Origin of the sequence: Halomonas sp. DP5Y7-2, from assembly GCF_019802025.1 — a bacterium.
GTDB classification, from domain to species: domain Bacteria; phylum Pseudomonadota; class Gammaproteobacteria; order Pseudomonadales; family Halomonadaceae; genus Halomonas; species Halomonas litopenaei_A.
This window is the reverse complement of sequence record NZ_JAHVHY010000011.1, coordinates 84,795-108,585: the sequence shown is the minus strand read 5'-3', so window position 1 is coordinate 108,585 and position 23,791 is coordinate 84,795. Positions and strand designations below refer to the sequence as shown.

Genomic DNA, 23,791 nt, shown 5'->3' with positions numbered 1-23,791 from the left:
ATGTCGACTGCTGCAGCTGCCGCTCCCGGCCTGGGGGCGAATCAACCGCTGTCCGGTGTGACGGTGCTCGACATGTCACGGGTACTGGCTGGACCCTGGTGCGGTCAGCTGCTGGCTGACATGGGGGCCAGGGTGATCAAGATCGAGCATCCAGGCCGGGGTGATGACACGCGTGGCTGGGGTCCCCCCTGGCACCAGGGGGTGGCGGAGGCTGAGCAGGACGTCGAACGTCAGGCGGCGTACTACCTGTGTGCCAATCGGGCCAAGCAGTCGCTGGCGATCGATATTGCCAGCGGTGAGGGCCAGCGTCTGGTCAAGGCGTTGGCCCGCGGCGCGGACATCGTGCTCGAGAACTTCAAGGTCGGAGGGCTGGCGCGCTACGGCCTGGACGCTGCGTCGCTGCGGGCGCTGAATCCTGCTCTGGTGGTATGTTCCATCACCGGCTTCGGTCAGACGGGCCCCTATGCCCATCGGGCGGGTTACGACTTCATGATCCAGGCCATGGGCGGCTTGATGAGCCTGACCGGCGAAGCCGATGGCATGCCGATGAAGACAGGCGTGGCCATTACGGATGTGATGACGGGGCTGTACGCTGCCGTTGGCGTTCTGGCGGCGCTGAATCGCCGGCGTGATACCGGGGAGGGCAGCCATGTCGACCTGGCACTGCTGGACGTCCAGGTGGCGACCTTGGCCAATCAGGCGCTGAACACGCTGGTCAGTGGTCGTGCACCAGAGCGCCATGGCAACGCCCACCCCAATATTGTTCCCTACCAGGCGTTTGCCTGTCGGGATGGCCACCTGGTGCTGACGGTAGGCAATGATGGACAGTTTGCACGCCTCGCTGAACTGCTCGGGCATCCCGAGTGGAGTCAGGGCGAGTACGCCACCAATGAAGGGCGGGTGGCCCATCGTGACGACCTGGTGGCCTTGATCCAGGGCATACTCAGCGGCGATGAACGGGATGTGTGGCTGGCGCGCTTCGAAGCCCTGGGCATTCCCGCAGGGCCGATTCACACCCTGACGGAAGTGTTTGCCGATCCCCAGGTGCGGCACCGGGGGATGGCCCGTGAGATTGATGGCGTGCCCCAGGTCGCCAACCCGCTGCGCTTCGATGGCGAGAGTGCCACCGCCGATGTTCCACCCCCCAGGCTCGGCGAGCACAGCGAGCGTGTGCTGACCGACATGGGGCTCAGTGCAGACGATATCGCGCGACTCAGGCGCGAGGGCATCATTCGCTGAGGCGCCTGGTCCCTGGTGTTGCTTCTCAGGTAATACGTGGATGTTGCTGCTCAGGTCAGATGGTTGTCCCAGCGCAGCGGCAGCGAGGCGACCAGGCTATGGTGACCTGACGACGCAAGGTGGTGGACATCACCGCTGCCGGTGGTGATCAGATAGCCGCCGCTGCCGTCGCAGCGAAGCCCGGCAGCATCGTCGATCGGGAGGTCTGCCTGCAGCGCGCCACTGTTTCGGTCGATCAGCAGCACGCGATTTCCTCTGGGTGCAGATACCGCTGCAGTGGCGGCAACCTGGCTGACCGCAACACTTGCCGTGTATTGGGCAAGGCCCGCCTGGATCTGGTCGGGCAGGGTCCACTCCTCAAACCCACCATCTGCGGATCGCCTGGCGATCAGCGGGTGGTGGGTTTCCCATTCGGGGCCCTGGAATTGATAGCCGACGATGATGCTGCCATCGTCGGCAATATCCAGGTGGCGGCAGCTCAGCTGGTGGTGAGACGGGCGGTGGCGCTCCACAATGTCACCGCTCTGGCGATCGATCAGCAGCAGGGCCGGTGCCATCTCGGCCAGGTTGAGCTTGGCGCGGCCGCTTTCGGGACGGGTCAGGATGCCGCCCAGGGCGATCGCCAGGCTGGCACCGTCGGGCATCAGGCCGATCTCGTGGGGCCCGATACCGTCCAGCTCCCACTCGTTCACCAGGCGATAGTGATCCTCTGCATCCCGCACCTGCACCAGGCCCATGGCATCCTCGACGCGATTGGCGGTGAGGTAGAGCCAACGGCCGCTGGGGTCGAACACCCCATGTCCATAGAAGTGGCGCCCGTCACCCGCTTCAATGGTCATCAGCGTCGCTTGATGCGATGCGTCGATGACGTGGAAGCGGTAGCCGGGACGACGTGCAAACAGCACCGCCTGGTCGTGGCCTGGCCGCAGGCAGCCGCCGTGACAGCGCTCTGGCGCGGGCAGCAGAAAATGCTCGCTGCCGTCACGCCGAACACCCGCCAGGTGATGGCCGCCATGGGAGTCGTCCACCGCGCTGAAAAACCACTCACGCCGCTGCTGCTCGTCGCTGGCCCACAGCGATGTGGGCAGACCCGATAACGCCAGGCCGGTCAGGGCGAGTCCCGCACTGGAGCTGACCAGCAGCCGTCGGCGCAGGGGGTCCTGAACCGACGCTTGCCGAGACGTCGACGGCGGTCTGCGGCCGATGGCTAGCCTCGATGACATGGGATCAGTCTCCGTCGCTCGAGTTGAAACCGCGAACGATACCTAGCGCCGGGGCGATTTCATCGCCGAGTACCTGGCGTAGCTGGGCAACTTCCAGGTAGAGCGTGGCCAGCTGCTGGCGCGCCTGGTCGTCTTGCAGTCCGGCGGCAATGCCTGTGTCCAGTTGACGTGCCTGGTTGAGCGTATCCTTGAGCTGGTCGCTGAATGCCGCGGCAAGCTCGTCCTGGTGCTGCTGCGAGAGCCTCCGCGCTAGCCCTGGGACGAAGTGAGCCTGCAGTCCCTCCAGGGTGGCCGTCGCCAGGGTGATCGAGGCATCACTGCGCCAGGCCTCTGCGCGGTAGCCATTGGCCGGTGCGCCCATCATCCCCAGGGGCTCGCCCAGGCGCTTGTCCTCGAGGATCTCTAGGGACTGCAGCGCGGCGTGAACGGTGGCCTCGGAGTAGCTGTCGGTGGCCAGGTAGTGGGAGCGGAAGGCTTGCCAATCGCGGGTCAGCTCGCTGGCGACCTGAGCAAGGTGCTGACTGATGGCCTGGGCAAGCGCACAGGCATTCGGCTGCTGGAGCGAGTGCTGCGTCATGGCGTCGTCAAACAGCAGGTATTCCAAGGCAGGGAAGCCCTGCTCGGCGACGCCGGCGGCGGCGATGTCAGCGGGCGTGACCGCCGTCTCCTGACGCAGTCGGCTGGCGATGCGACTGCCGACCAGGTTCTTGTTGTCAGGCCAGAACTGCAGCTGCCAGGCGCGACTGTCGACCTCGATCGGGCCAAAGTCCACGAAGCGGACGGCCTGCCAGGCCTGGTAGGCGTCCAGCCAGTGCGCTGCCAGGGCGTCTTGATCGAGCGCATCGCAACCCGGCGTGAAGGCCTCCGCCAGGGACTCGGTGGTGCGGTTCAGCTGCTGGTAACCCTGCTGGATATCGTGATGCCACGTCTCACGGGGCGAAGTACCCGCCTGGTCAGCGAGGGCGGCGCTACTGTACATCGCGACGATCGACGCCAGCGTGGCGCCACCCAGTGAAAAGGCGCGAGAAAGTGACGCGAAGGGGGAGCGTGAGCGGTACGTCATAGTGAATTCAGGAACTCCAGCAATTGTGCACGCTCCTGCTGCGCAAGAGCGCGATAACGATCCCGGGCGGCGAGCGCTTCACCACCGTGCCACAGGATGGCCTCTTCAAGGGTGCGTGCCCGGCCATCGTGGAGAAAGCCTGCCTGGGGGTTGACCTGCTGGGCAAGACCGATGCCCCACAGCGGCGGGGTGCGCCATTCGTTGCCATCTGCCTGGTACTCGGGGCGGCCGTCGGCAAGCTCAGGCCCCATATCATGCAGCAGCATATCGGTGTAGGCCCACAGGGTCTGGCCCGCCAGTTCAGGACGAGCCGTGTCCTCCGGGGTGGTCAGGCTGGGGCGGTGGCAGGCGGCGCAGCCGAGTTCGTTGAACTGGCGGGCGCCGGCCTGTACCGCAGGATCCTGCATGTTCCTTCGCTGCGGAACGGCCAGGCTCGAGGCATAGAAGGTGACAAAGTCGGCCACTTCGTCGCTGACCTCCGGGTCGCCGCCGTCGGGGAAGTCCTCGCAGCCCTGGCCTGGCATGCAGTCGGTAGCGGCGGCCAGACGTGAGGTCAGCCCCATGTCGCCGGCGAAGGCATGCAGGCTCTGCTGTTCCACACTGGGTTCGCCGGCCTTCCAGCCAAATCGTCCCAGCACCGTCTCCTGCTGGCGCACGTCCCAGACGCGATTGGCGCGCCCGGAGATACCGTCTGCGTCGCTATCGTCGGGATCCGCCCACTGCAGCAGCTGGTCCTCGTCCACGACTTCAAGCAGGCCCAGTCCGATCATCGGTGGCGCCACCCGGGGCGAGGTCAGCAGCGTCTCGGGCAGGTCGCCGTAGGCAGGATCCTCGATGTGGTAGGTGGGCACGGCCAGCGTGACCTGGTGGCCATCATCGAAGGTAATCTCTCGGGACGAGAGTGAGCGAACCATGTCGGCTTCAGGCGTTGCGCCCGGAATCGCCGCGGTTTGCAGCTGACGGCCGTAGTGGGGCACCGGCACAGCTCCGGTTCGCCTGACCAGCTCTTGGTCGTCCGCGGTGGTGGCCGGCACGGATAGCCTCAGGAACAGGGACACCGGTGGTTCACCGTCTGCCGGCGGGTGACCGCGACCGTCCTTGATATGACAGCCCTGGCAGCTGTTGGTATTGATCAGCGGACCAAGGCCGTCACGGGCATCGGTGCTGGCGGGGGCCACGACCCAGGGATTGCGAAAGAAACTGTTGCCGACGCTGAAGTCGAGCCGCTTGGTCATGCTCATGTTGCCCAGGGGCAGCGAGTAGGCGTTGTGGTCGAACTGCTTGACCGAGCCTTCGCCGCCGGAGCGAGGATCGGTCTGGAGTGATGGCTCGCCGCTGGCAAGGACCTGCGTGCCAAGGGTGAGCCCAGCCAGCAAGACTGGCAAGGTACGGTTTAGTGTGGGCATGTGACGCATCTGGCGATTCCTTGACACAGTCAAGCCGCACGCCAAGGCGTGCGGCTTCTCGAGGCGAATGAATCGCATTTCATCATTTAGTTCCTGGCCTGAATGTGATCTACATCAACAAAGCTCCGGCCAGGAGACGATCAGAAGTCGTGACCGGCATCATCCGGCTCGAGTGAGGTGACGCCAAGCTCGCCCGCAGCCTGCTCGATGGAGACAGTCTGGGTGACCAGGGCAAGAATGGCGTCGTTGACGATGGCCGCACCTTGCTCATTGCCTGGAGCGATCATCATGTCGAAGGTCATGGGCGACTCGCTCTGCTCCGCCGTCTGCTTGAGGGTGCCCAGGGCTGCCATGGAGCTCTCAAGCTGCTGCTCAAGGGTCTGCGCCAGGTCGCTGTCGGTCTGCGCCAGCAGGGCCTCTACATTGGGTCCCTCGAGAACGCTGCCATCGATGCGCTGATATTGGCCGGTGTAGACGTTCTGAATGCCCTTGCCGTTGTAGTAGTGCGAGTTGTGGGTGTTGTCGCTGAAGCAGTCGTGCTCGTCTTCATAGGAATTGGCCTCCAGTGCGACCTTCATGCGCTCACCGGCCAGCTCGCCCAGTGACAGCGACCCCATGCCAAACAGAATACGGCGCAGGCCTTCTTCGCTCGGTACGCTGGTCAACTCGCGGCGATAGTTGTCTTCGTCCACCGGTGCCCATTGGGCCACCATCCACTCCAGATCCTGGATCAGCAGCTGGCTGGCGGCTTTCAAGTAGGCGCGGCGGCGATCGCAGTTACCGTTGGTGCAGTCATCGCCAAGGGCGAAGTCGCTGGCTCCACGCTCGCCGGCACCCGGCTCGTAGCCATGCAGATCCTGTCCCCACAGCAAAAACTCAATGGCGTGGTAGCCGGTAGCGACGTTGGCTTCGGAGCCGCCAATTTCATTGAGCTCTGCCAGCAGTTCCGGCGAAAGGGTGGAGACATCGATCTCGTCGCCGCCGACGGTAATCGAGGAGGAGGCGATGATGTTGGCGGTGGCACCGGCGTTGCCGAGCTCATGCTGATAGCCGTCCTGGCTGACGTAATCGATCATGCCCTCGTCCAGCGGCCAGGCGTTGAGCTGGCCTTCCCAGTCATCGACCACGGCATTGCCGAAGCGGAAGACCTCACTCTGCTGGTAAGGAATGCGTGCCTCGCGCCAGGCCTTCTTGGCGGCAGCCAAGGTTTCGGAGGTCGGGGCCGCCAGCAGCTCATCGATGGCGACGTCCAGCGCCTTGGCGGTCTTCAGCGCATCGCTGTAGGTGGTGTGTGCCAGGTCAGCGTAGTGCCCGACGACCGCGTCGGCGGTGACATCCTCGGCGGAAGCATGGGAAGCCACGGCCAGAGCACCGGCAGCGATAGCAAGCGCCAGGGGGCGACGCACAAGACGAGAGATCATGGAATTGTCCTTTTCACGAAGGCAGGAAGGAGGCGCTGGAACGCGTTCTTGAAATAGTAACGAGATTGACTCTCATTGCAAGCTGGGCGACCGGTTGTAGAAGGGAAAAAGCACCTATGCGAAGCGATAGAAACAAGCACTTGCTGCAAAGATGACGAGTGGACGTCTGTCCGTGGGCCGACAGTCAACCGTGCCGACCATGAGGCCCATCGGACAGAGAGCAGAGGTAACCGGGGACTCGGAGCACTTGCCCCGATGTCCTGAGCGCGATCAGCGAGGGGAAAAGCGGCGGTTGATGCCGGTTTCCGCAATCATGCGCGTCGAAATCTCTTCCACGGAAAAGCGCGTGGCGTCGATGAACGGAATATGCAGCTGTCGGAACATGGCCTCAGCCTGAGCGACCTCCTGCATGCACTGGTCCATGCTGCTGTAGCGGCTATTGGGCCTTCGTTCGTGGCGAATCGCTGCCAGTCGCCTGGGATCGATGGTCAGGCCAAACAGCTTGTGGCGTTGCTTGGCCAGCACGGCCGGCAGTTTCAGGGTGCCGCTGTCGTCCTGGTCGTCTTCGGTCAGCGGGTAGTTGGCGGCACGAACGCCGAACTGCAGTGCCAGGTAGAGCGACGTCGGGGTCTTGCCGCAGCGCGACACGCCGACGAGGATCACGTCCGCCTGGTCGTATTGATGGGTGCGGGCGCCATCGTCGTTGTCCAGGGCGAAGTGCACCGAGTGAATGCGGTCCATGTAGACGTCATCGCTGGAAATGGCGTGAGTGCGCCCCACACTGTAGGACGAATGAGTTTCCAGTTCCTTTTCCAGCGGCTCCAGAAAGGTCGAGAAGATATCGACCTTGAACCCCGGCGCCTGACGAATCACGGCGCGAATCTTTTCGTCGACGATAGTGTCGATGATGATCGGCTGCACGCCGTCCCTTACCGCGGTGGCTTCGATGATCCCGACCAGCGAGCGCGCCTTCTCGATAGTGTCGATATAAGGCTTGGTCAACTTGCGTATCTCGACGTTCTCGAACTGGGCCAGCAGGCTGCGTCCAAGACTTTCGGCGGTGATGCCGGTGCCGTCGGAAATGAAGAAAGCGGTACGGGTCATGGCGGATACCTTGTATTGAGTGCTGGCATTGTCCGCTGCATGGCGGGGACAGACAAGTTGTGCGCGGTCGAAGTAAAGTTAGCCATGCTTGGCCTCCCTGACTACAAGCACGACACTCTGCTGCGTTGGCCCAAGGGTGGGCCGAGACCGTCGGCCCCCAGGCCAGGTGAGGGAAGGGCCGGGGGGATATCGGTCGTGCGCCGCCATGACCCAGATGGAGGCATTGCGTAGTGGCACGCCGATGCCCCTGAAGGTGTCCAGACTACAGAAAGCTGGCTTTTTCCCCCGGTGTTGTAAAAATCCTCCAGTGACTTCGCTCTTAGACCAATGGCGAATATGGTGGGGCGCTGATAGAGTCGCCAGCATCCAGTCATGACGGCGTGTCATGGACGAGTTCGTCGACATCCAAGGGGGTCACGTGGACAAGTACATTCTGTGGTTTGATCAGTTGGGCATGAACGACGTCGAGCGCGTTGGCGGCAAGAACGCTTCTCTCGGCGAGATGATTTCCAATCTGGCGGGAGCGGGGGTCACGGTGCCCGGCGGTTTCGCTACCACCGCTGATGCCTATCGCGAGTTTCTCTCCCATGAGGGGCTCAATGATCGAATCAATCAGGAACTTGCACGCCTGGACGTCGATGACGTCAATGCCCTGGCCGAGGCCGGCAGCAAGATTCGTCAGTGGGTGATCGATACACCCCTGCCGCCCGCCTTCGAGGCGGCGCTGCGCGAGGCCTACGAGCAGATGCTGGGCAAGCATCCGAACCTGAAGGTGGCCGTGCGCAGCTCTGCAACGGCGGAAGACTTGCCTGACGCTTCCTTCGCTGGCCAGCAGGAAACCTTCCTCAACATTGAAGGCTACGACAACATCAAGCGTGCGGTGCACGAGGTGTTTGCGTCGCTGTTCAATGACCGCGCCATCTCCTACCGCGTGCATCGTGGCTATGCCCACGAGAACGTGGCGCTGTCCGCCGGGGTGCAGAAGATGGTGCGCTCCGAAACCGGCGCCAGCGGCGTCATGTTCACCCTAGACACAGAGTCCGGCTTCCGCGACGCGGTGTTTGTCACCTCTTCCTGGGGCCTGGGGGAGACCGTGGTACAAGGCGCGGTGAACCCCGATGAGTTCTACGTGCACAAGCACACCCTGGCGGCAGGGCGTCCTGCAGTGTTGCGCCGCAACCTGGGATCGAAGCTGATCAAGATGATTTACACCGGCGACGCCAGCGCGGGTAAGTCGGTCGAGACAGTAGACGTGCCCCTGTCCGACCGCGGTCGCTTCAGCATCAACGATGAACAGGTCATGGCCCTGGCGCGCCAGGCGATGACCATCGAACAGCACTATGGCCGCCCGATGGATATCGAGTGGGCGCTGGATGGCGACGACAACCAGCTGTACATCGTGCAGGCGCGTCCTGAAACCGTGGTGTCTCAGCAGGAAGGCGGCTCGCTGGAGCGCTTCCAGCTGAAAGAGAAGGGGCGCACCCTGGTCACCGGCCGTGCCATTGGTCAGCGCATTGGCCGTGGTGCGGTCAAGGTGATCCTCAGCCCGGACGAGATGGATAAGGTCAACAGCGGCGACGTGCTGGTGACGGACATGACCGACCCGGACTGGGAGCCGATCATGAAGCGTGCCTCGGCCATCGTCACCAATCGTGGTGGACGTACCTGTCACGCGGCGATCATTGCCCGTGAGCTGGGCATCCCCGCGGTGGTTGGCTGCGGCGATGCCACCGAGGTGCTGCATGATGGTCGCGAAGTGACCGTATCCTGTGCCGAGGGTGATACCGGCCACGTCTACGACGGCCTGCTGGAATTCGATCGTAACGTGACCAGCGTCGACGCCATGCCCGACATTCCGTTCAAGATCATGATGAACGTGGGCAACCCGGATCGTGCCTTCAGCTTCTCTACGCTGCCCAACGCGGGCGTTGGCCTGGCGCGCCTGGAGTTCATCATCAATCGGATGATCGGTGTGCACCCCAAGGCCCTGCTGGAGTACGACACGCTGCCGGGTGAGCTGCAACAGACCATTGACCTGCGTATTGCCGGCTACGACGATCCCGTCAGCTTCTATGTCGACAAGCTGGTAGAGGGTATCTCGACCCTGGCCGCCGCTTTCTACCCCGAGCGTGTCATCGTGCGCATGTCGGACTTCAAGTCCAACGAGTACGAGAACCTGATCGGCGGCAAGCTGTACGAGCCCGGCGAAGAGAACCCGATGCTCGGCTTCCGCGGTGCGTCGCGCTATATCTCCGAGACCTTCCGGCCGTGCTTCGAGCTCGAGTGCCGTGCCATGAAGCGGGTGCGCGACGAGATGGGACTCGACAACGTCGAGCTGATGATTCCCTTCGTTCGCACCACCGAGGAAGCCAGCGAAGTGGTTGACCTGCTGGCGGCCAACGGCCTCAAGCGCGGCGACAACGGGCTCAAGGTCATCATGATGTGCGAGCTGCCTGCCAACGCCCTGCTGGCGGACGAGTTCCTCGAGTACTTCGATGGCTTCTCTATTGGCTCCAACGACCTGACCCAGCTGACGCTCGGTCTCGATCGCGACTCCGGCATTGTGGCGCACCTCTTCGATGAGCGTAATCCCGCCGTCAAGAAGCTGCTGGCCATGGCGATTCAGGCCTGCAAGGCCAAGGGCAAGTACGTGGGCATCTGCGGCCAGGGGCCGTCGGATCATCCGGAGCTGGCCAAGTGGCTGATGGAGCAGGGTATCGACTCCGTGTCCCTGAACCCGGACGCTGTACTGGAAACCTGGTTCATGCTGGCGGGCGAAACCATCGGCTAGACTAGCAGCGCCCTCTGTCGAGGGCGTGTGACCAGAACGTCTGACGAGAGCGTTTGACCGGAACGTCTGACGACAACCTCTGTAGAGAACGTCTGTCAGCACCCTCCGTATTCACGCCGCGGCCATGGCCGCGGCGTGTTACGTTGGTTCGGGGTGCATGGCATCGCCGTATCAGGTGTAGTGGCCAATGATGCCGCGACGAGCGGCGCATACCGAGCAGGCAGCAAAGTGGCCTCCAGGGCTCCCCAAGGGCCATGAGAATTGGCACCATACAGGCAGTTTGTTGATAGGACGTTGTAATGGCATATCTGTTGGTCATGGGGAGCGTGCTGCTGTCCATCGGGGTGTGCCTGGGATGGATGTGCTGGTCGCTTGGGCGCTGGCTGCTGGCGGGTATCCTGCCTGAGCGGACCCCGGCGGCGAAAAAACCGACACCCAAGGCGCGCAGCAAGCGGGCTCCGGCGAGTCGCGCCAAGAAGGCGGGCAGCGACAAGGCCGCTGCGGCCAAGGCGACTACCTCTGGACCAAAGACACCGCGACCCAAGCGCGAGCCCACCCCGCCCTGGTCATTGACCAAGGCGCTTGCGCGTGTGCGCTCGGCGCTGCCGTTGGGCCTGCTGATGGCGTTGGTGTTTGGGGTGGTGCGCCTGGCGGAAAAAGGCATGGCCGAGCGCGCCGAGGATGTACCGCAGGGTTACCATCAGTTGGTTTCCACCCTCGGCGGGTTGACGCTGGTGATGCTGGCATTGGCGCTTATCTGCGCGTTTTGTCGTTTGCGCATCCGGCGCCACGAGAAGCGAGCATGAGCGTGCGGTATCGTAGGCTGCGATAAACTATGCTGAAACAAGCTTGTGTTGAAGCACACCTATGCATCAGCACACCTATGCATAAACACACCTATGCATAAACACATAAGGCATCTTTGATTTCGTCACAAAAGGAGCGGTGATGAGAGCGACGTTCTTGCGTCGGCCTGACGGCCTGGCCACGGCAGTGGCCTGGGTAATGGCAAGCAGTCTCCTGGCATCGGCAGCGGAAGCCGCGCCAGCGTTTGACTACACCCGTCCTGCCATTTCCCCAGAGGAGGGCTCCGGTTACGAGGAAAAGCCGGGTTGGGCGACCGAGCAGTTCGCGGTGGCAGCGGCCAACCCGCTGGCGACGGATGCCGGCTATCAGGTATTGAAGGCAGGTGGCAACGCCATCGACGCGGCGGTCGCGGTACAGATGGTGCTGACGCTGGTCGAGCCTCAGTCCAGTGGGATTGGCGGCGGCGCCTTCCTGATGCTGTATGACGGCGAGAAGGTCCACGCCTTCGATGGCCGAGAGAAGGCTCCGATAGGGGCCGACGAGGCGCTGTTTCTGGACGCAGACGGCGAGCCGATCGAGTTCATGACCGCCGTGGAAAGTGGCCGCTCCGTCGGGGTGCCCGGCACCGTACGTATGCTCGAGCTGGCCCACGACGAACATGGCAAGCTGCCATGGGCGTCCCTGTTTGTGCCCGCCATCACCCTGGCAACCGAGGGCTTCGAGGTCAGTCCACGCCTCCACCAGAGCCTGGCCGCCACGCCATCGCTGGCGGAGGACGATGTCGCGGGTGCCTACTTCTTCGATGACGAAGGGCAGCCTGTCGCGGTCGGCACCCGGCTACGCAATCCTGCGCTGGCGGCGATTCTGACCAAGATCAGCGAGGAGGGGAGCACAGCCCTGCATACCGGTGAGATTGCCGAGGATCTGGTGTCCAGGGTACAGAATCATCCGGACATGCCGGGCACCCTGAGTCTCGAGGACATGGCCGGCTACGCGGCCGTGGAGCGGGACGCACTGTGTACCCCTTGGCGGCAGTGGGAGGTCTGCGGTTTTCCGCCTCCTTCCTCGGGGCATCTGACGATGATGCAGATCCTGGGCATCATGGAGGCCAGGCCCGAGATCGAGACCGCGCTGAATGAGGGCGTGCCCACTGTGGATTGGCTGCACCCGTTCCTTGAGGCGTCGCGTCTGGCCTTTGCCGACCGCGCCCGCTTCATCGGTGACAGCGACTTTGTCGAGGCCCCTGGCGGTACCTGGAGCTCGCTGGTAGCGCCGGAGTATCTGGCCAAGCGGGCTGAGCTGATCGAAGAGCAGAGCATCGGTAGCGGTGCGGCGCGGCCGGGCAACCCAGGGGCGATGAAGACAGCCTACGCGTCGCAGCCTCATCAGCCTGAGTATGGCACCAGTCACATCAGCATCATTGATGGTGACGGGCAGGCGGTCGCCATGACCGCGAGTATCGAGCAGGCGTTCGGCTCGCGCGTCATGGCCAATGGAGGGACGGACCTGGACGGCGGCTACCTGCTCAACAATGAGCTGACCGACTTTTCCTTTACGCCTACCGATGAGCAAGGCACGCCCATTGCCAACCGGGTCGAGGCGGGCAAGCGCCCCAGGTCCAGCATGAGTCCGACGCTGGTGTTCGAGCGTGAGAGCGGCGACCTGGTTGCCAGCCTCGGGTCGCCGGGGGGCGCGGCCATCATCCACTACACCGCCCAGACGCTGGACGCCATGCTGGTGCGTGGGCTCGACGCCCAGCAGGCGCTCAATCTGCCCCATGCCATCACGCTGGGTGACGCTGTCTATCTGGAGGAAGGGCGTTTTCCCGAGGCCACCGTGCGTGATCTGCAAGGGATGGGACACGAGGTGGAGACCCGTGAGCTGACCAGCGGCTTGCAGGCACTGGAGGTCACCGAAGAGGGTCTGTTCGGTGGCGCTGACCCCCGTCGAGAAGGCGTTGTCATGGGCGACTGAGGTCATGCCTGGCTGAGCCTTGGCAGCGCCAGCTGGGCTTTGGCTGGCACTGCCACTTGGCCTGTGGCTGGCAGTGCCATGCCTCCGCCGCCGGAGCTCAGCTCTCCAGCCAGTGGCGTAGCTTGGTCAGCATCAGTTCCGCGTCGCTCATGGCCTGGCGCTCGCGCAGCAGCGCCGTCAGCAGGTCGGGTCGGTCGGTAATGATACCGTCGACCCCCAGGTCGATCAGGCGAGCCATGCGCGCTGGGTCATTGACGGTCCAGGCGTACAGCGGCTTGTCGCTCACGTGAGCCCGGCGCAGCTGGTCGTCGTCAATCTGCGTGTGGCGCAGCCCGAGCCCATTGAAATGGCGATAGGGCAGGCTTCCGGGCAATGCCCACTCCGCCAGCAGCAGGCTGCGTGCATCGGGCGCAAGCTGATTGATGCGCTGAACCTGGCGATAGGACAGCGATGCCAGCCAGCTGGTCTGCAGCAGCTGCGGGTCGCCGCAGACGAGCCGGTCGAGCTTGTCCGTGGCATCGTGACGACATGCCAGCCGCTGCTGCCGCTCCCTCTGCAGGTCGCCTAACACAGCCTCGATCAGCGCTTCTTCCTGGCCCCGCTCAGGCTTGAGCTCTATCAACAGCCTAGCGCGTCCGCGCACCTCCTCCAGCACTCGATCGAGCCTGGCCAGGGGCTCTCCGGCAAAGGCATGCGCGAAGCTCGCGCCGATGTCCAGCCTGGCGAGCTCACTCCAGTCGAGCTCGCCGATGCGTCGGTCATCACCGGCCAGGCGCAGCAGGGTGGCATCGTGACTCAGTACCACGGTGCCGTCGCCGGCCAGCCTGACATCAATCTCGATCACATCAGCACCGTCGTCCATGGCGCGACGGATGGCCGACATGGAGTTTTCCGGCGCGACCATGGAGGCGCCCCGGTGGGCGATCACGTGGACCTGTTCGCGGATATCCTGTCGCTCGACCATCATCCATGCCTGAGACAGGGCAAACAGCACGATGCCTACCTCGATACCCCATGCCCAGCGACCCGGATGGGCGTCGGCAGGAGGTGGGGCGGGGCGGGGCAGGCGATGGGCACGCCGCAGGTAAAGGCAGGTCGCCAGCAACGCATTGACGACGATGATGGCAAAGGCGACGCCCAGGGTCAGCAGCGTGGCCGAGGTGACCACCGCCAGCATGGTCGGTATGACCACTGCGCTGATATCCGGCAGGTTGGCGATCAGGGGGCCGACCCAGGCACTGAATACCAGTGAGACCGCGGAAGGCAGGGCCAGCAGGATGGTCAGCATGCTGAAGATGACCAGTGCCAGGCCGCCTTGGCGTTTGACCGTCAGAGCGTGGCTGCGACGCAACGCGGCAAAGGGCTTGAGGCCCTCCAGCACGAGGCTTGGCAAGGCAAGCCACCAGCGAATGTACAGCCTGCCTGCAAGCGCCAGCCACAGTCCTACCATCGGCAGCAAGGTAGAGAGATAGAGCCAGAAAGCCGGTGGTCGCACGTGACGGACGTAGTAGGCGTCCAGGCCGCTGAGCAGACTGTCATGCACCAGGTGGGCACAGGCCAGCAGGATGGCCACGCCGCTCAAGTGAACGGCCACCTGCAGGCACGCCAGTGTGGCCAGTGCTGGCAGCCGATGCAGGCTTTGCCATAGCGCCACCAGTGCCTGACGCGCATGGGAGCCCTGGCGTTCGACCGCCACCAGCATCATGCCGGCCTGCTGCAGGTACAGCAGCGTCAGCAGGCCGGCGGCAAAGGCAAAGACCCAGGTGAAGCCCAGAGGTGACAGCAACAGCTCGACGGCGTCGGCAGTGGTCACCAGTGGTCGACCGACCTGTTCCAGCCAGATGGCCAGCAGCCAACCCAGTGTGGGCAACAGCAGGGCGGAGGCGAACAGGGTGAAAAGCAGATGGTAGGCCAGCAGCGGGCGCAGGTGGTCGCTCAGGCTGGTAAAGACATCCCGGGCAAGCGTCATTGAGGGTCGTCTGCCGTTGGACGGTGCATGTATGGCGTGCCGAGGCTATGGTCGATAGTGCTGGACCACAGCCCTGGATGGGTCACAGGAGGCTGGGCAGCCGCGGTAGGGGGAAGCGTCGCGCCGATCGCGGAACACCTCACTCCAGAGCGAGACGCTCTTCAGCCACCAGGATGCCGTTGTTGTCGGCGTAGACCCATTGGCCGGGGGTAAAGCTGACCCCAGCGAAGGTGACCGGCACATCGCGCTGCCCTTCACCACGCTTCTCGCTCTTGCGTGGGTGGGCGCCGAGCGCCTGAATGCCTAGATCCGTCTCGGCAAGGATGTCTACGTCGCGCACGCAGCCGTACATGATGACGCCGGCCCAGCCATTGCCTGCCGCCTGTTCTGCCAGCATGTCGCCGAGCATCGCGCAGCGGGTCGAGCCGCCGGCATCCACGACCAGCACCGCGCCGTCGCCAGGTTCGGCGACCGCCTGCTTGACCAGGGAGTTGTCCTCGAAGCACTTGACCGTGCGAACCGGGCCGGCAAACGCTTCTTGACCGCCGTAGTTGACGAAGATCGGGTCACATACGGCCACTTCAGGAAAGGCATCACAGATATCTGGGGTGACAATCTGGCTCATGGGGCATCTCCGTTGCTGTTAATCGCATGATGCCATAGATGCGGGGGTTATCCAGCCCCGGGGCACTGCGTGACATCGTGACATTCGCGAGGCGCCCAACGAAAAAGCGCCCGGACGTTGACGTCCGGGCGCTTCATTACTGACAGGCGGCGTGCCTGATCAGGGTGTGACTCAGGCCTCCTGGGCGACCGGAATCACGTTCGAGGCGGCTTTCTGATATTCCTCGATTTCATGGAAGTTCATGTAGCGGTAGATTTCACCCGCCATGGCATCGAACTCACCCATGTAGCGACGGTACTCGTCGACGCTCGGCAAGCGGCCTTCCACCGCCGCCACCGCGGCCAGTTCGGCGGAGGCCAGGAAGACGTCGGCGCCGTCGCCCAGGCGGTTGGGGAAGTTACGGGTGGAGGTGGACACCACCGTGCTCTTGGCGGCAACACGCGCCTGGTTACCCATGCACAGCGAGCAGCCGGGCATTTCCATGCGGGCGCCAGCGCGGCCATAGATGCCGTAGTAGCCTTCCTCGGTCAGCTGGTGCTGGTCCATCTTGGTCGGCGGAGCGAGCCACAGCTTGGTCTTCAGGCTGCCTGCGGGCTGCTTCTCGAGCAGCTTGCCGGCGGCACGGAAGTGACCAATGTTGGTCATGCACGAACCGATGAACACCTCATCGATGCTCTGGCCAGCCACTTCGGACAGCAGGCGCGCATCGTCCGGGTCGTTGGGGGCACACAGCACCGGCTCCTTGAGCTGCTCCAGGTCGATCTCGATGACCTCGGCGTACTCGGCGTCGGCGTCGGCGCGCATCAGGCTCGGGTTGGCCAGCCACTCTTCCATGGCCAGGATACGGCGCTCGATGGTGCGCTTGTCGCCGTAGCCGTTGGCAATCATCCACTTGAGCAGAGTGATGTTCGACTTCAGGTACTCGCTGACCGAATCCTCGGACAGGGTGATGGTGCAGCCTGCAGCGGAGCGCTCGGCACTGGCGTCGGACAGCTCGAAGGCCTGCTCGACGGTAAGCTCCTCGAGGCCTTCGATTTCCAGCACGCGGCCAGAGAAGGCGTTCTTCTTGCCGGACTTCTCGACGGTCAGCAGGCCCTGCTGGATCGCGTAGTAAGGGATCGCGTGGACCAGATCACGCAGGGTCACGCCGGGCTGGCGCTTACCCTTGAAGCGAACCAGAATCGACTCCGGCATGTCCAGCGGCATGACGCCGGTGGCGGCGGCAAAGGCGACCAGACCAGAACCCGCGGGGAACGAGATGCCCATCGGGAAACGGGTGTGGGAGTCGCCGCCGGTGCCGACAGTGTCCGGCAGCAGCATGCGGTTCAACCAGGAGTGGATGATGCCGTCGCCGGGACGCAGGGAGACGCCGCCACGGTTCATGATGAAGTCGGGCAGGGTGTGGTGAGTTTCCACGTCTACCGGCTTGGGATAGGCACTGGTGTGACAGAATGACTGCATCACCAGGTCGGCCTGGAAGCCGAGGCAGGCCAGGTCCTTGAGCTCGTCACGGGTCATCGGCCCGGTGGTGTCCTGGGAGCCAACGGTGGTCATCTTCGGCTCGCAATACATGCCCGGACGCACGCCGTCCATGCCGCAGGCCTTGCCGACCATCTTCTGGGCCAGGGTGAAGCCCTTGCCGGTGTCCTTGGGCTGCTCGGGCAGGCGGAAGACGTCCGACTGATCCAGGCCCAGCGCCTTGCGCGCGTTGTCGGTGAGTCCGCGACCAATGATCAGCGGAATACGGCCGCCAGCGCGGACTTCGTCGAGGATGACCTGGGTCTTCAGCTCGAAGGTGGAGATCACTTCGTCGGTGTCGTGACGGCAGACCTTGCCTTCATAGGGGTAGACGTCGATGACATCACCCATCTCCATCTTGGAGACGTCCATTTCGACGGGCAGGGCACCGGCATCTTCCATGGTGTTGAAGAAGATGGGAGCAATCTTGCCGCCGAAGCAGAAGCCACCAGCGCGCTTGTTGGGCACGTTGGGAATGTCGTCACCAAAGAACCACAGCACGGAGTTGGTGGCGGACTTGCGCGAGGAGCCGGTGCCGACGACATCGCCGACGTAAGCGACCGGGAAGCCCTTGGCCTTGACCGCTTCGATCTGGGCCATCGGGCCTTTGGTACCGGGGACTTCCGGCTCGATGCCTTCACGCTCGTTCTTGAGCATGGCATTGGCGTGCAGCGGAATGTCCGGGCGTGACCAGGCGTCCGGAGCCGGCGACAGGTCGTCGGTGTTGGTCTCGCCGGGCACCTTGAACACTGCCAGGGTGATCTTGTCGGCCAGGGCGGGCTTGGACAGGAACCATTCGGCATCGGCCCAGGACTGCATGACGTCCTTGGCGACGTCGTTGCCGGCCTTGGCGCGGTCAGCGACGTCGTGGAAGGCATCGAACATCAGCAGAGTGTGCTTGAGCTGCTCACCCGCTTCCTTGGCCAGCTCTGGGTTGTCGAGCAGTTCCACCAGGGTGGCAATGTTATAGCCGCCCTGCATGGTGCCCAGCAGCTTGACCGCATGGACCTTGTCGATGAGCGGAGACGTGGCCTCGCCCTTGGTAATGGCGGTCAGGAAGCCGGCCTTGACGTAGGCTGCTTCATCGACGCCGGGAGGCACGCGATTGGTCAGCAGATCGAGGACCGCTTCTTCTTCGCCGGCGGGCGGCGCCTTCAGCAGTTCGACCAGTTCGGCGACCTGCTCGGCATTCAGCGGCTTGGCAGGGATGCCTTCCTGGGCACGCTCTTCGACATGTTGGCGATAGGCTTCAAGCACGTGGGGGCCCTCATTGGTTTATGGTGGTCACGCTCCGGCGGACTGAGCCGAGCGTGAGGGACACGCTGTCAACGGTGGCCGGGATTCTAGAATAAACTGTCGACAATGTTAAGCGAGCCCCCCATAACGGCCTTTGAACTTTGGTCGCCGAGGGCATTGCCGAGCCAGTTCAGGGGTGTGTCTCGGCGGTGCAGGCGTTACCATGTCGCCGATTCAAGAGACGGGAACAGGCGGTGCATCAATGACGGGAGCAGTGCTGTCTCCTTGCGTCGGGCTATGTTCCACCACGCTGGGGGATGACGTTTGTCGAGGCTGTCAGCGCCATCGCGACGAAATTCGCGACTGGTTTGCCATGCCCGCAGAGGAACGTCAGCGGCGCATGAACGAACTCGATGCCTTGCGCCAGCAGCAAGCGTCGGTGCTGATCGACGTATTCGATGAAGCCCGGCTCGAGCAGCAGATGCGTCGACATCGCATCCGTTTTCGTGCGTCACAGCCGGCGTTGTCCCGCGCCGTCGAGCTGTTACGCGTCGGTCGAGAGCGCATTGGCGTGCTCGACGCCTATGGCCTCAGTCCGCGCCCCGGCGCGCCTGCGTCGGCGGCCGAGTTGTACGCAGCGCTGAGCGACGCCTTGAATGGCGCCGCCGCTTCCCGTCGTCAGCGCGATTCCCAGGCAGGTCGCTGACCTGCCCACTACTGGATGTTTTCTGCATGAACAGTCCTGTCAGCACCGAGCATGACGCCTCCTTGCCTGTCGAACTTCTCGAGTTTCTGCCCTGTGAGACGCCTGCATCATGGGTTCAATGGGCCCTCGATAACGAAACCCTGCTGTTGATCGATCACGCTCAATGCGAGAAGAAGGCGGCCTCGACCGCCATGAGCCTGATGTACCGTTATGTCGATCACACCGATCTGCTGACCAAGATGTCGCAGCTGGCGCGGGAGGAACTCCTGCACTTCGAGCAGGTGGTCAAGATCATGAAGACGAGAGGCATTGAATACCGTCACCTCAGTGCTTCGCGCTACGCTGAGGGGCTCAGAGAACTGGTCAGAAAAGATGAGCCTGATAGGCTTGTAGATATACTGATCGTGGGTGCCTTGATCGAAGCGCGCAGCTGTGAACGGTTCGCACGACTGATTCCGCATCTTGATGAGGAGCTTGCCAAGTTCTACCGAGGTCTGGTTAAGTCGGAGGGACGTCACTTCGAGGATTACATCAGTCTGGCCCGCCAGCTGACCGACGCGCCGATAGAAACGCGTATTGCGGAGTTCAAGGCCCGCGAAGAGCAACTAGTGACGACCCCGGACGTCGCCTTTCGTTTTCACAGCGGTGTACCGGCCTGACGCCGAGTGCATCGCCACGCAGGGACACCATCATGCGGGACGCCCAACACGATGCTTCCCAGATAATCGACCAGGATCACCTGGCACTCTTCGGGCACTTTTCCCTGAGCCTGGGAGACGATGTCCTCGTTCAATTCAGCTACGACAAGGTCAAGGCATTACTGGTGTATCTGCTGCTGCATCAGCAGCCGGTCAACCGCGCCACACTGGCAGAACTGCTGTGGCCCGATCAGGGCCTGTCATCAGGCAGGACCAATCTGCGTCATGCACTGCACTGCCTGAGACAGTCTCTGGGGGATGAGGCCGACAAGGTGCTGACCGTGTCGCGCCAGACCATTGCCTTCCAGCTGCCGTCCCAGTGGGGCTTCGATGTACATGGCTTGCAGCGTTTGCTCGAGGGCAAGCGCGATATCGACACCCTCAAGACGATTCTTGAGCTGTATCGCGGAGATCTTGTCGAAGAGCTGCAGCTACCTGCCTGTCCTGACTTTCAGCGCTGGCTGATTCAGGTGCGTAACGAGTGGCGTCAGCGCGTCATCCGCTTTGCTGAAGACGTGCTGGACCAGGAGGGCGAAGCGCCTGATCAACTGCTGCAGGATCTGGTCAGCCGTTTCTCAGGCTACGCACCGTTTCACGAGCGACTGGTTCGCCAGCTGGCCGAGCAGGGTCAGATGGCGGCCGCTCACGAGCAGTACAACAGCTTCCTGCAGCTGCTGGCGCTGTCCGGCCAGCAGCCTGACCCCGGCTTCCTGCAGCTGGCCGCCTATTGGTCAGACAGCCAGGCCGATAGTGGTTCGCTGTCGCCCAAGGGAGCGTTCTCACGCACCTTGTCCGTGGACAGTCCACCTCTCAGTGAAGACGAAGTCGAGCATCGTCAGCTGTCCGTCATGGCAATCCGCCTGAGCCTGCAAGGCGACATGGGCAGCCGCGCGGAGACCCGTGCCTGCCTGACGCTGCAGATCGAGCTGATGCGCTGGCTGGAAAAGCAATGTCATCACCTGGGTGGGTTCTGGCTGCCCGGTGCGACCGGCGGCCTGGGGCTTGCCTGTTTCGGTACCCATGGCCCGGCCCACCAGCTGGCTGAACTGGTTGCGCTGTACGAGCACTGCCGTCGGCTGCTGGATGAAGAATGCCAGCGCCATTGGACGGGCGAGGGCAGTGTACCGACCATCGAGCTGGCCGCCGGGTTGAACAGTGGCCAAGTGGTATACCTTCCAGCACGTCATCTGGTAGATCCGCTTGGCCAGGTGACCCAGGGGGCACTGAATTTGATGAGTGCCGCCGAGGGCAGCGAGCTGGTCATCTCCCAGGAGGCCAGTCAGCACATGCCGCCTGCACTGGACCTCCAGCCTCGGTTGTTTTCTCGGTTGGTCGCCAGCGATGGCCGGGTGCGCCTGCGGGCGCTGGTGCTGGGCAGCAACGAAGGCGGGCGCGACGCCATGCCACCCAGCCTGGTGGGCCGTGAGAATGCGCTGCGCATGTTGCGTGATGCCCTGGCGAGGGCAGGCATTGGCCTGCGCCAGAGCGTGCTGGTCAAAGGGCCATCCGGTCTCGGAAAGTCGGCCCTGCTGGTAGGTTTCCGTCACCTGGAGCAGAGCCGTGACGCGACGATCTGCTGGCAGCCAAATACCCGCATGTCGGTTCAGGAACCCTATGGAGTGGCGCGTCAGCTGCTGCGCTGGCACCTAGGTGGGGAGCTCGATGCCGAGGGGTTAAGCGGACTGGTCGAGCGCCTGGGGCTGGGTGAACTTGACGACAACGACCGGCAATGGCTGGAAGAGGCCATGGGCATCCGGGATGCCCAGGAGAGCACCTTGCTGGCCAAGAGCAGCGAGGCGGTGGAAGCCGTCGTCTCCCTGTTGCACGGCCTGGTGCTCGAGCTGTCTCAGGATCGGCCGCTGGTCCTGATGATCGATGACCTGCAATGGGTCGACGAGCCCTCCTTCAAGGTGCTGGCCGGACTGCAGGCTCGCCTTCCGATCAACTGCCCGCTGCTGTTGATCGCCAGTCATCACGGACGTGAGTCACTCCCGACTCGCCTGCACTGGGACCAGCAGATCACGCTGGGCCGTCTTGATGCGATGCAGTCGTCGCGGCTGCTGACCCAGCTGGCTCGACGTTATCGGCTGCACCTGTCACCGCGCTTGCGAGGTCAGATCATCGAGCGCTGTGATGGGGTGCCGCTGTATCTGCAGGAGATCTGCCGCCGCCTCGATATGGATCGACGTGAAGGCCGTAGCGTTCAGCTAGATGAGCTTCCCCACGGGTTGCTGGGCCTTCTGACCAGCCGGATCGACCAGCTGGACGTGGATCGTGAAGTTGCCCACGTGGCCGCCGTGCTGGGGCGTAACTTCCGTTTCGACTTTCTGGCCGAATGCAGCGGTTGGGAGCCCGATCGTCTGGGCAAGGCGCTGGAGGAAATGCGCCGGCTGGAGATCATCGAGATCGCTGACGGTGAAGCGGGCGCAAAGCAGTATCAGTTTACCCATCAGCTGCTCCACGAAGCCGCCTATCTATCCTGTCCCCGGGATGTGCGAGTCGACATGCATCGCCGCGTCGTGCAGTTGATCGAAGAACGCTTCCCTATGTGGATCAGCCGCCACCCCGGCGATTTCGCGATGCACTTGCGGCGCAGCGGACATTACGCGCGGGGGGCTCGCTACTTTGAACTGGCGGCACGTGAGGCCCTCAAGGTCAGCGCCAATCGCACGGCACTGAAGATGGCCGATGCGGGACTCGCGAGCCTGCGTCAGGTCGAACGACAGGCCGAGCGAGAAATCAGCCTGCTGACGGTCCGAGGTCAAGCCGCCTTTGCACTGGAGGGTCACGGTTCTCCCACTGCCCACGAGAGTTTCGTCAAGGCCAGGGAGCTTCTGACCGAGTGCACCAAGGATCTTGAGGACGAGGACGATCTCGAGCAGGCCTTCCTGGTCAAGTGGGGGCTATGGGTGGGCTGCAGTCAGCGCAACGCCCATGCCGATGCCTTCCTGCTGGCGTCACGTCTGAACGATCTGGCGGTGCGGCTGGAGGATCCCCGCTATCAGCGGCTGGCAGACTACGCCGGCGCCAATTGCGAGTACTGGGCGGGGCGCATTCGTCAGGCCTATGACCACCTCGAGGAACTGGATCCGCTCAATAACCCGATGATGATCGAGTGGCTGCCGTTCTCCGATCATCCTCAGGTGGCGGCGGCCTGCTTCCAGGGCTGGACGCTGTGCCTGCGGGGTGACTATCAGCGGGCTGAGCGACACGTGGAATCGGCGATCCGACTGGCGGAAGAGATTCATCACCCCGGTAGCCTGGCGATGGCACTGATGTACGCCGCCGCCTTGTACCGCCAGCTGGGCCATGTGCACGAGGCCGCCCATCGCGCGCAGCGCGCGTTCGAGTTGACCGGAAGCTCCGATCTGCACCTGTGGCAGGTGTCCTCGCGGGCGGTGGTTGGCTGGCAGCGTGCGCTGGCGGGCAGCCGTGACGGCCTGCAACAGCTTCAGGCCGCCCACGAGGAACTGGCCGAGATCACAGGGCGAGATCCCTGCCAGCGTCCCAACTTCTGGTATGTGGATGCCTGCCTGGCCATGGGTGAACTGGAACAGGCCGAGGACTATCTCGACCAGTGCCTGCTGCTGGCTAGAGAACGCGCGACCCTGTTCGTGCCGGAGCTGGCCATTCAGTTGGCGCGGGTCAGGCGCCAGATCGGCCGTGATCTCGACTCGGTGCGTACCTTGGCCGAGCTGGCGAGACAGCAGGCCAAGCGCGACGGCAACCTGCATCAGCAGCTCTGTGCGCTGGAACTCTGGTTGAGCCACGTCGACGGCAATGATGATGCCGCCCACGATGAGTTCCGTCAGCTGTTGGCCCAGGTCTCGCTGAGCGATGCCCCGGTGCTGATTCGCTGGCGCGCCTTGCTGGATCGGCGAGTATCGCAGACTAGCGGAGCCTGATCTGCCCATCACGAGCGTTAGTGTTCTGGAGGGCCGTGACGCTTTTTTCGAAACGTCTCAAGGGCCCCAGTAGCAGGGCCCAGTGGCCAAGACCCCGACAGGCTAA

15 protein-coding genes are annotated in these 23,791 nt (G+C 63.4%); 7 read left to right on the top strand and 8 right to left on the bottom strand.

The window, feature by feature from the left end; all coding sequences use genetic code 11:
* Entirely contained in the window at positions 1 to 1,239 is a 1,239-nt protein-coding gene (locus KUW18_RS19160; protein WP_222562150.1) for a CaiB/BaiF CoA transferase family protein, read from the top strand.
* 50 nt (positions 1,240 to 1,289) lie between these two features.
* Here KUW18_RS19160 and KUW18_RS19155 read toward each other — a convergent pair whose 3' ends face one another.
* The 5 genes from KUW18_RS19155 to KUW18_RS19135 form a co-directional block, all read right to left on the bottom strand.
* Positions 1,290 to 2,462, bottom strand: coding sequence for a DUF1513 domain-containing protein (locus tag KUW18_RS19155; protein WP_206938187.1), 1,173 nt, complete (start codon positions 2,460 to 2,462; stop codon positions 1,290 to 1,292).
* A gap of 4 nt (positions 2,463 to 2,466) precedes the next feature.
* Positions 2,467 to 3,525, bottom strand: coding sequence for an imelysin family protein (locus tag KUW18_RS19150; RefSeq protein ID WP_222562149.1), 1,059 nt, complete (start codon positions 3,523 to 3,525; stop codon positions 2,467 to 2,469).
* A complete protein-coding gene (locus KUW18_RS19145; protein WP_261396800.1) occupies positions 3,522 to 4,940 on the bottom strand; it encodes a di-heme oxidoredictase family protein in 1,419 nt (472 codons plus the stop codon). The genes KUW18_RS19150 and KUW18_RS19145 overlap by 4 nt, the downstream gene beginning before the upstream one ends.
* A gap of 131 nt (positions 4,941 to 5,071) precedes the next feature.
* A complete protein-coding gene (locus KUW18_RS19140) occupies positions 5,072 to 6,352 on the bottom strand; it encodes an imelysin family protein (protein WP_222562148.1) in 1,281 nt (426 codons plus the stop codon).
* Positions 6,353 to 6,622: 270 nt separating this feature from the next.
* Positions 6,623 to 7,456, bottom strand: coding sequence for a pyruvate, water dikinase regulatory protein (locus KUW18_RS19135; protein ID WP_206938193.1), 834 nt, complete (start codon positions 7,454 to 7,456; stop codon positions 6,623 to 6,625).
* Positions 7,457 to 7,874: 418 nt separating this feature from the next.
* Here KUW18_RS19135 and ppsA point away from each other — a divergent pair, with 418 nt between their 5' ends.
* The 3 genes from ppsA to ggt all read left to right on the top strand — a co-directional run bounded on the left by ppsA (position 7,875) and on the right by ggt (position 13,028).
* Positions 7,875 to 10,247: a phosphoenolpyruvate synthase gene (ppsA, locus tag KUW18_RS19130; protein ID WP_222562166.1), complete on the top strand. Its 2,373-nt coding sequence runs from the start codon at positions 7,875 to 7,877 to the stop codon at positions 10,245 to 10,247.
* A 299-nt stretch (positions 10,248 to 10,546) separates the two neighbouring features.
* Positions 10,547 to 11,053, top strand: a complete 507-nt coding sequence (locus KUW18_RS19125; RefSeq protein WP_222562147.1) for a hypothetical protein — start codon at positions 10,547 to 10,549, stop codon at positions 11,051 to 11,053.
* 199 nt (positions 11,054 to 11,252) lie between these two features.
* Positions 11,253 to 13,028: a gamma-glutamyltransferase gene (gene ggt, locus KUW18_RS19120; RefSeq protein WP_222562165.1), complete on the top strand. Its 1,776-nt coding sequence runs from the start codon at positions 11,253 to 11,255 to the stop codon at positions 13,026 to 13,028.
* A 97-nt stretch (positions 13,029 to 13,125) separates the two neighbouring features.
* Here ggt and KUW18_RS19115 read toward each other — a convergent pair whose 3' ends face one another.
* The 3 genes from KUW18_RS19115 to acnB all read right to left on the bottom strand — a co-directional run bounded on the left by KUW18_RS19115 (position 13,126) and on the right by acnB (position 18,397).
* Positions 13,126 to 14,997: a glycerophosphodiester phosphodiesterase family protein gene (locus KUW18_RS19115; RefSeq protein ID WP_222562146.1), complete on the bottom strand. Its 1,872-nt coding sequence runs from the start codon at positions 14,995 to 14,997 to the stop codon at positions 13,126 to 13,128.
* A 139-nt stretch (positions 14,998 to 15,136) separates the two neighbouring features.
* Positions 15,137 to 15,622 carry a ribonuclease E activity regulator RraA gene (gene rraA, locus KUW18_RS19110; protein ID WP_206938199.1) on the bottom strand — a complete coding sequence of 162 codons (486 nt, stop codon included), beginning with the start codon at positions 15,620 to 15,622 and terminating at the stop codon, positions 15,137 to 15,139.
* A 171-nt stretch (positions 15,623 to 15,793) separates the two neighbouring features.
* Positions 15,794 to 18,397 carry a bifunctional aconitate hydratase 2/2-methylisocitrate dehydratase gene (gene acnB, locus KUW18_RS19105; protein WP_206938202.1) on the bottom strand — a complete coding sequence of 868 codons (2,604 nt, stop codon included), beginning with the start codon at positions 18,395 to 18,397 and terminating at the stop codon, positions 15,794 to 15,796.
* A 202-nt stretch (positions 18,398 to 18,599) separates the two neighbouring features.
* On the opposite strand from acnB, the gene KUW18_RS19100 reads away from it, so the two are divergent.
* Genes KUW18_RS19100 through KUW18_RS19090 form a run of 3 tightly spaced genes read left to right on the top strand, consistent with a single transcriptional unit; the run spans position 18,600 to position 23,685 of the window.
* A complete protein-coding gene (locus tag KUW18_RS19100; RefSeq protein ID WP_224852017.1) occupies positions 18,600 to 19,082 on the top strand; it encodes a DUF1289 domain-containing protein in 483 nt (160 codons plus the stop codon).
* Between the two features lie 26 nt (positions 19,083 to 19,108).
* Positions 19,109 to 19,741 carry a tRNA-(ms[2]io[6]A)-hydroxylase gene (locus tag KUW18_RS19095; protein ID WP_206938204.1) on the top strand — a complete coding sequence of 211 codons (633 nt, stop codon included), beginning with the start codon at positions 19,109 to 19,111 and terminating at the stop codon, positions 19,739 to 19,741.
* A gap of 32 nt (positions 19,742 to 19,773) precedes the next feature.
* The gene (locus tag KUW18_RS19090) at positions 19,774 to 23,685 is read left to right on the top strand and encodes an AAA family ATPase (protein ID WP_222562145.1); all 3,912 of its coding nucleotides are present in this window, start codon (positions 19,774 to 19,776) and stop codon (positions 23,683 to 23,685) included.
* Positions 23,686 to 23,791 lie beyond the last annotated feature (106 nt).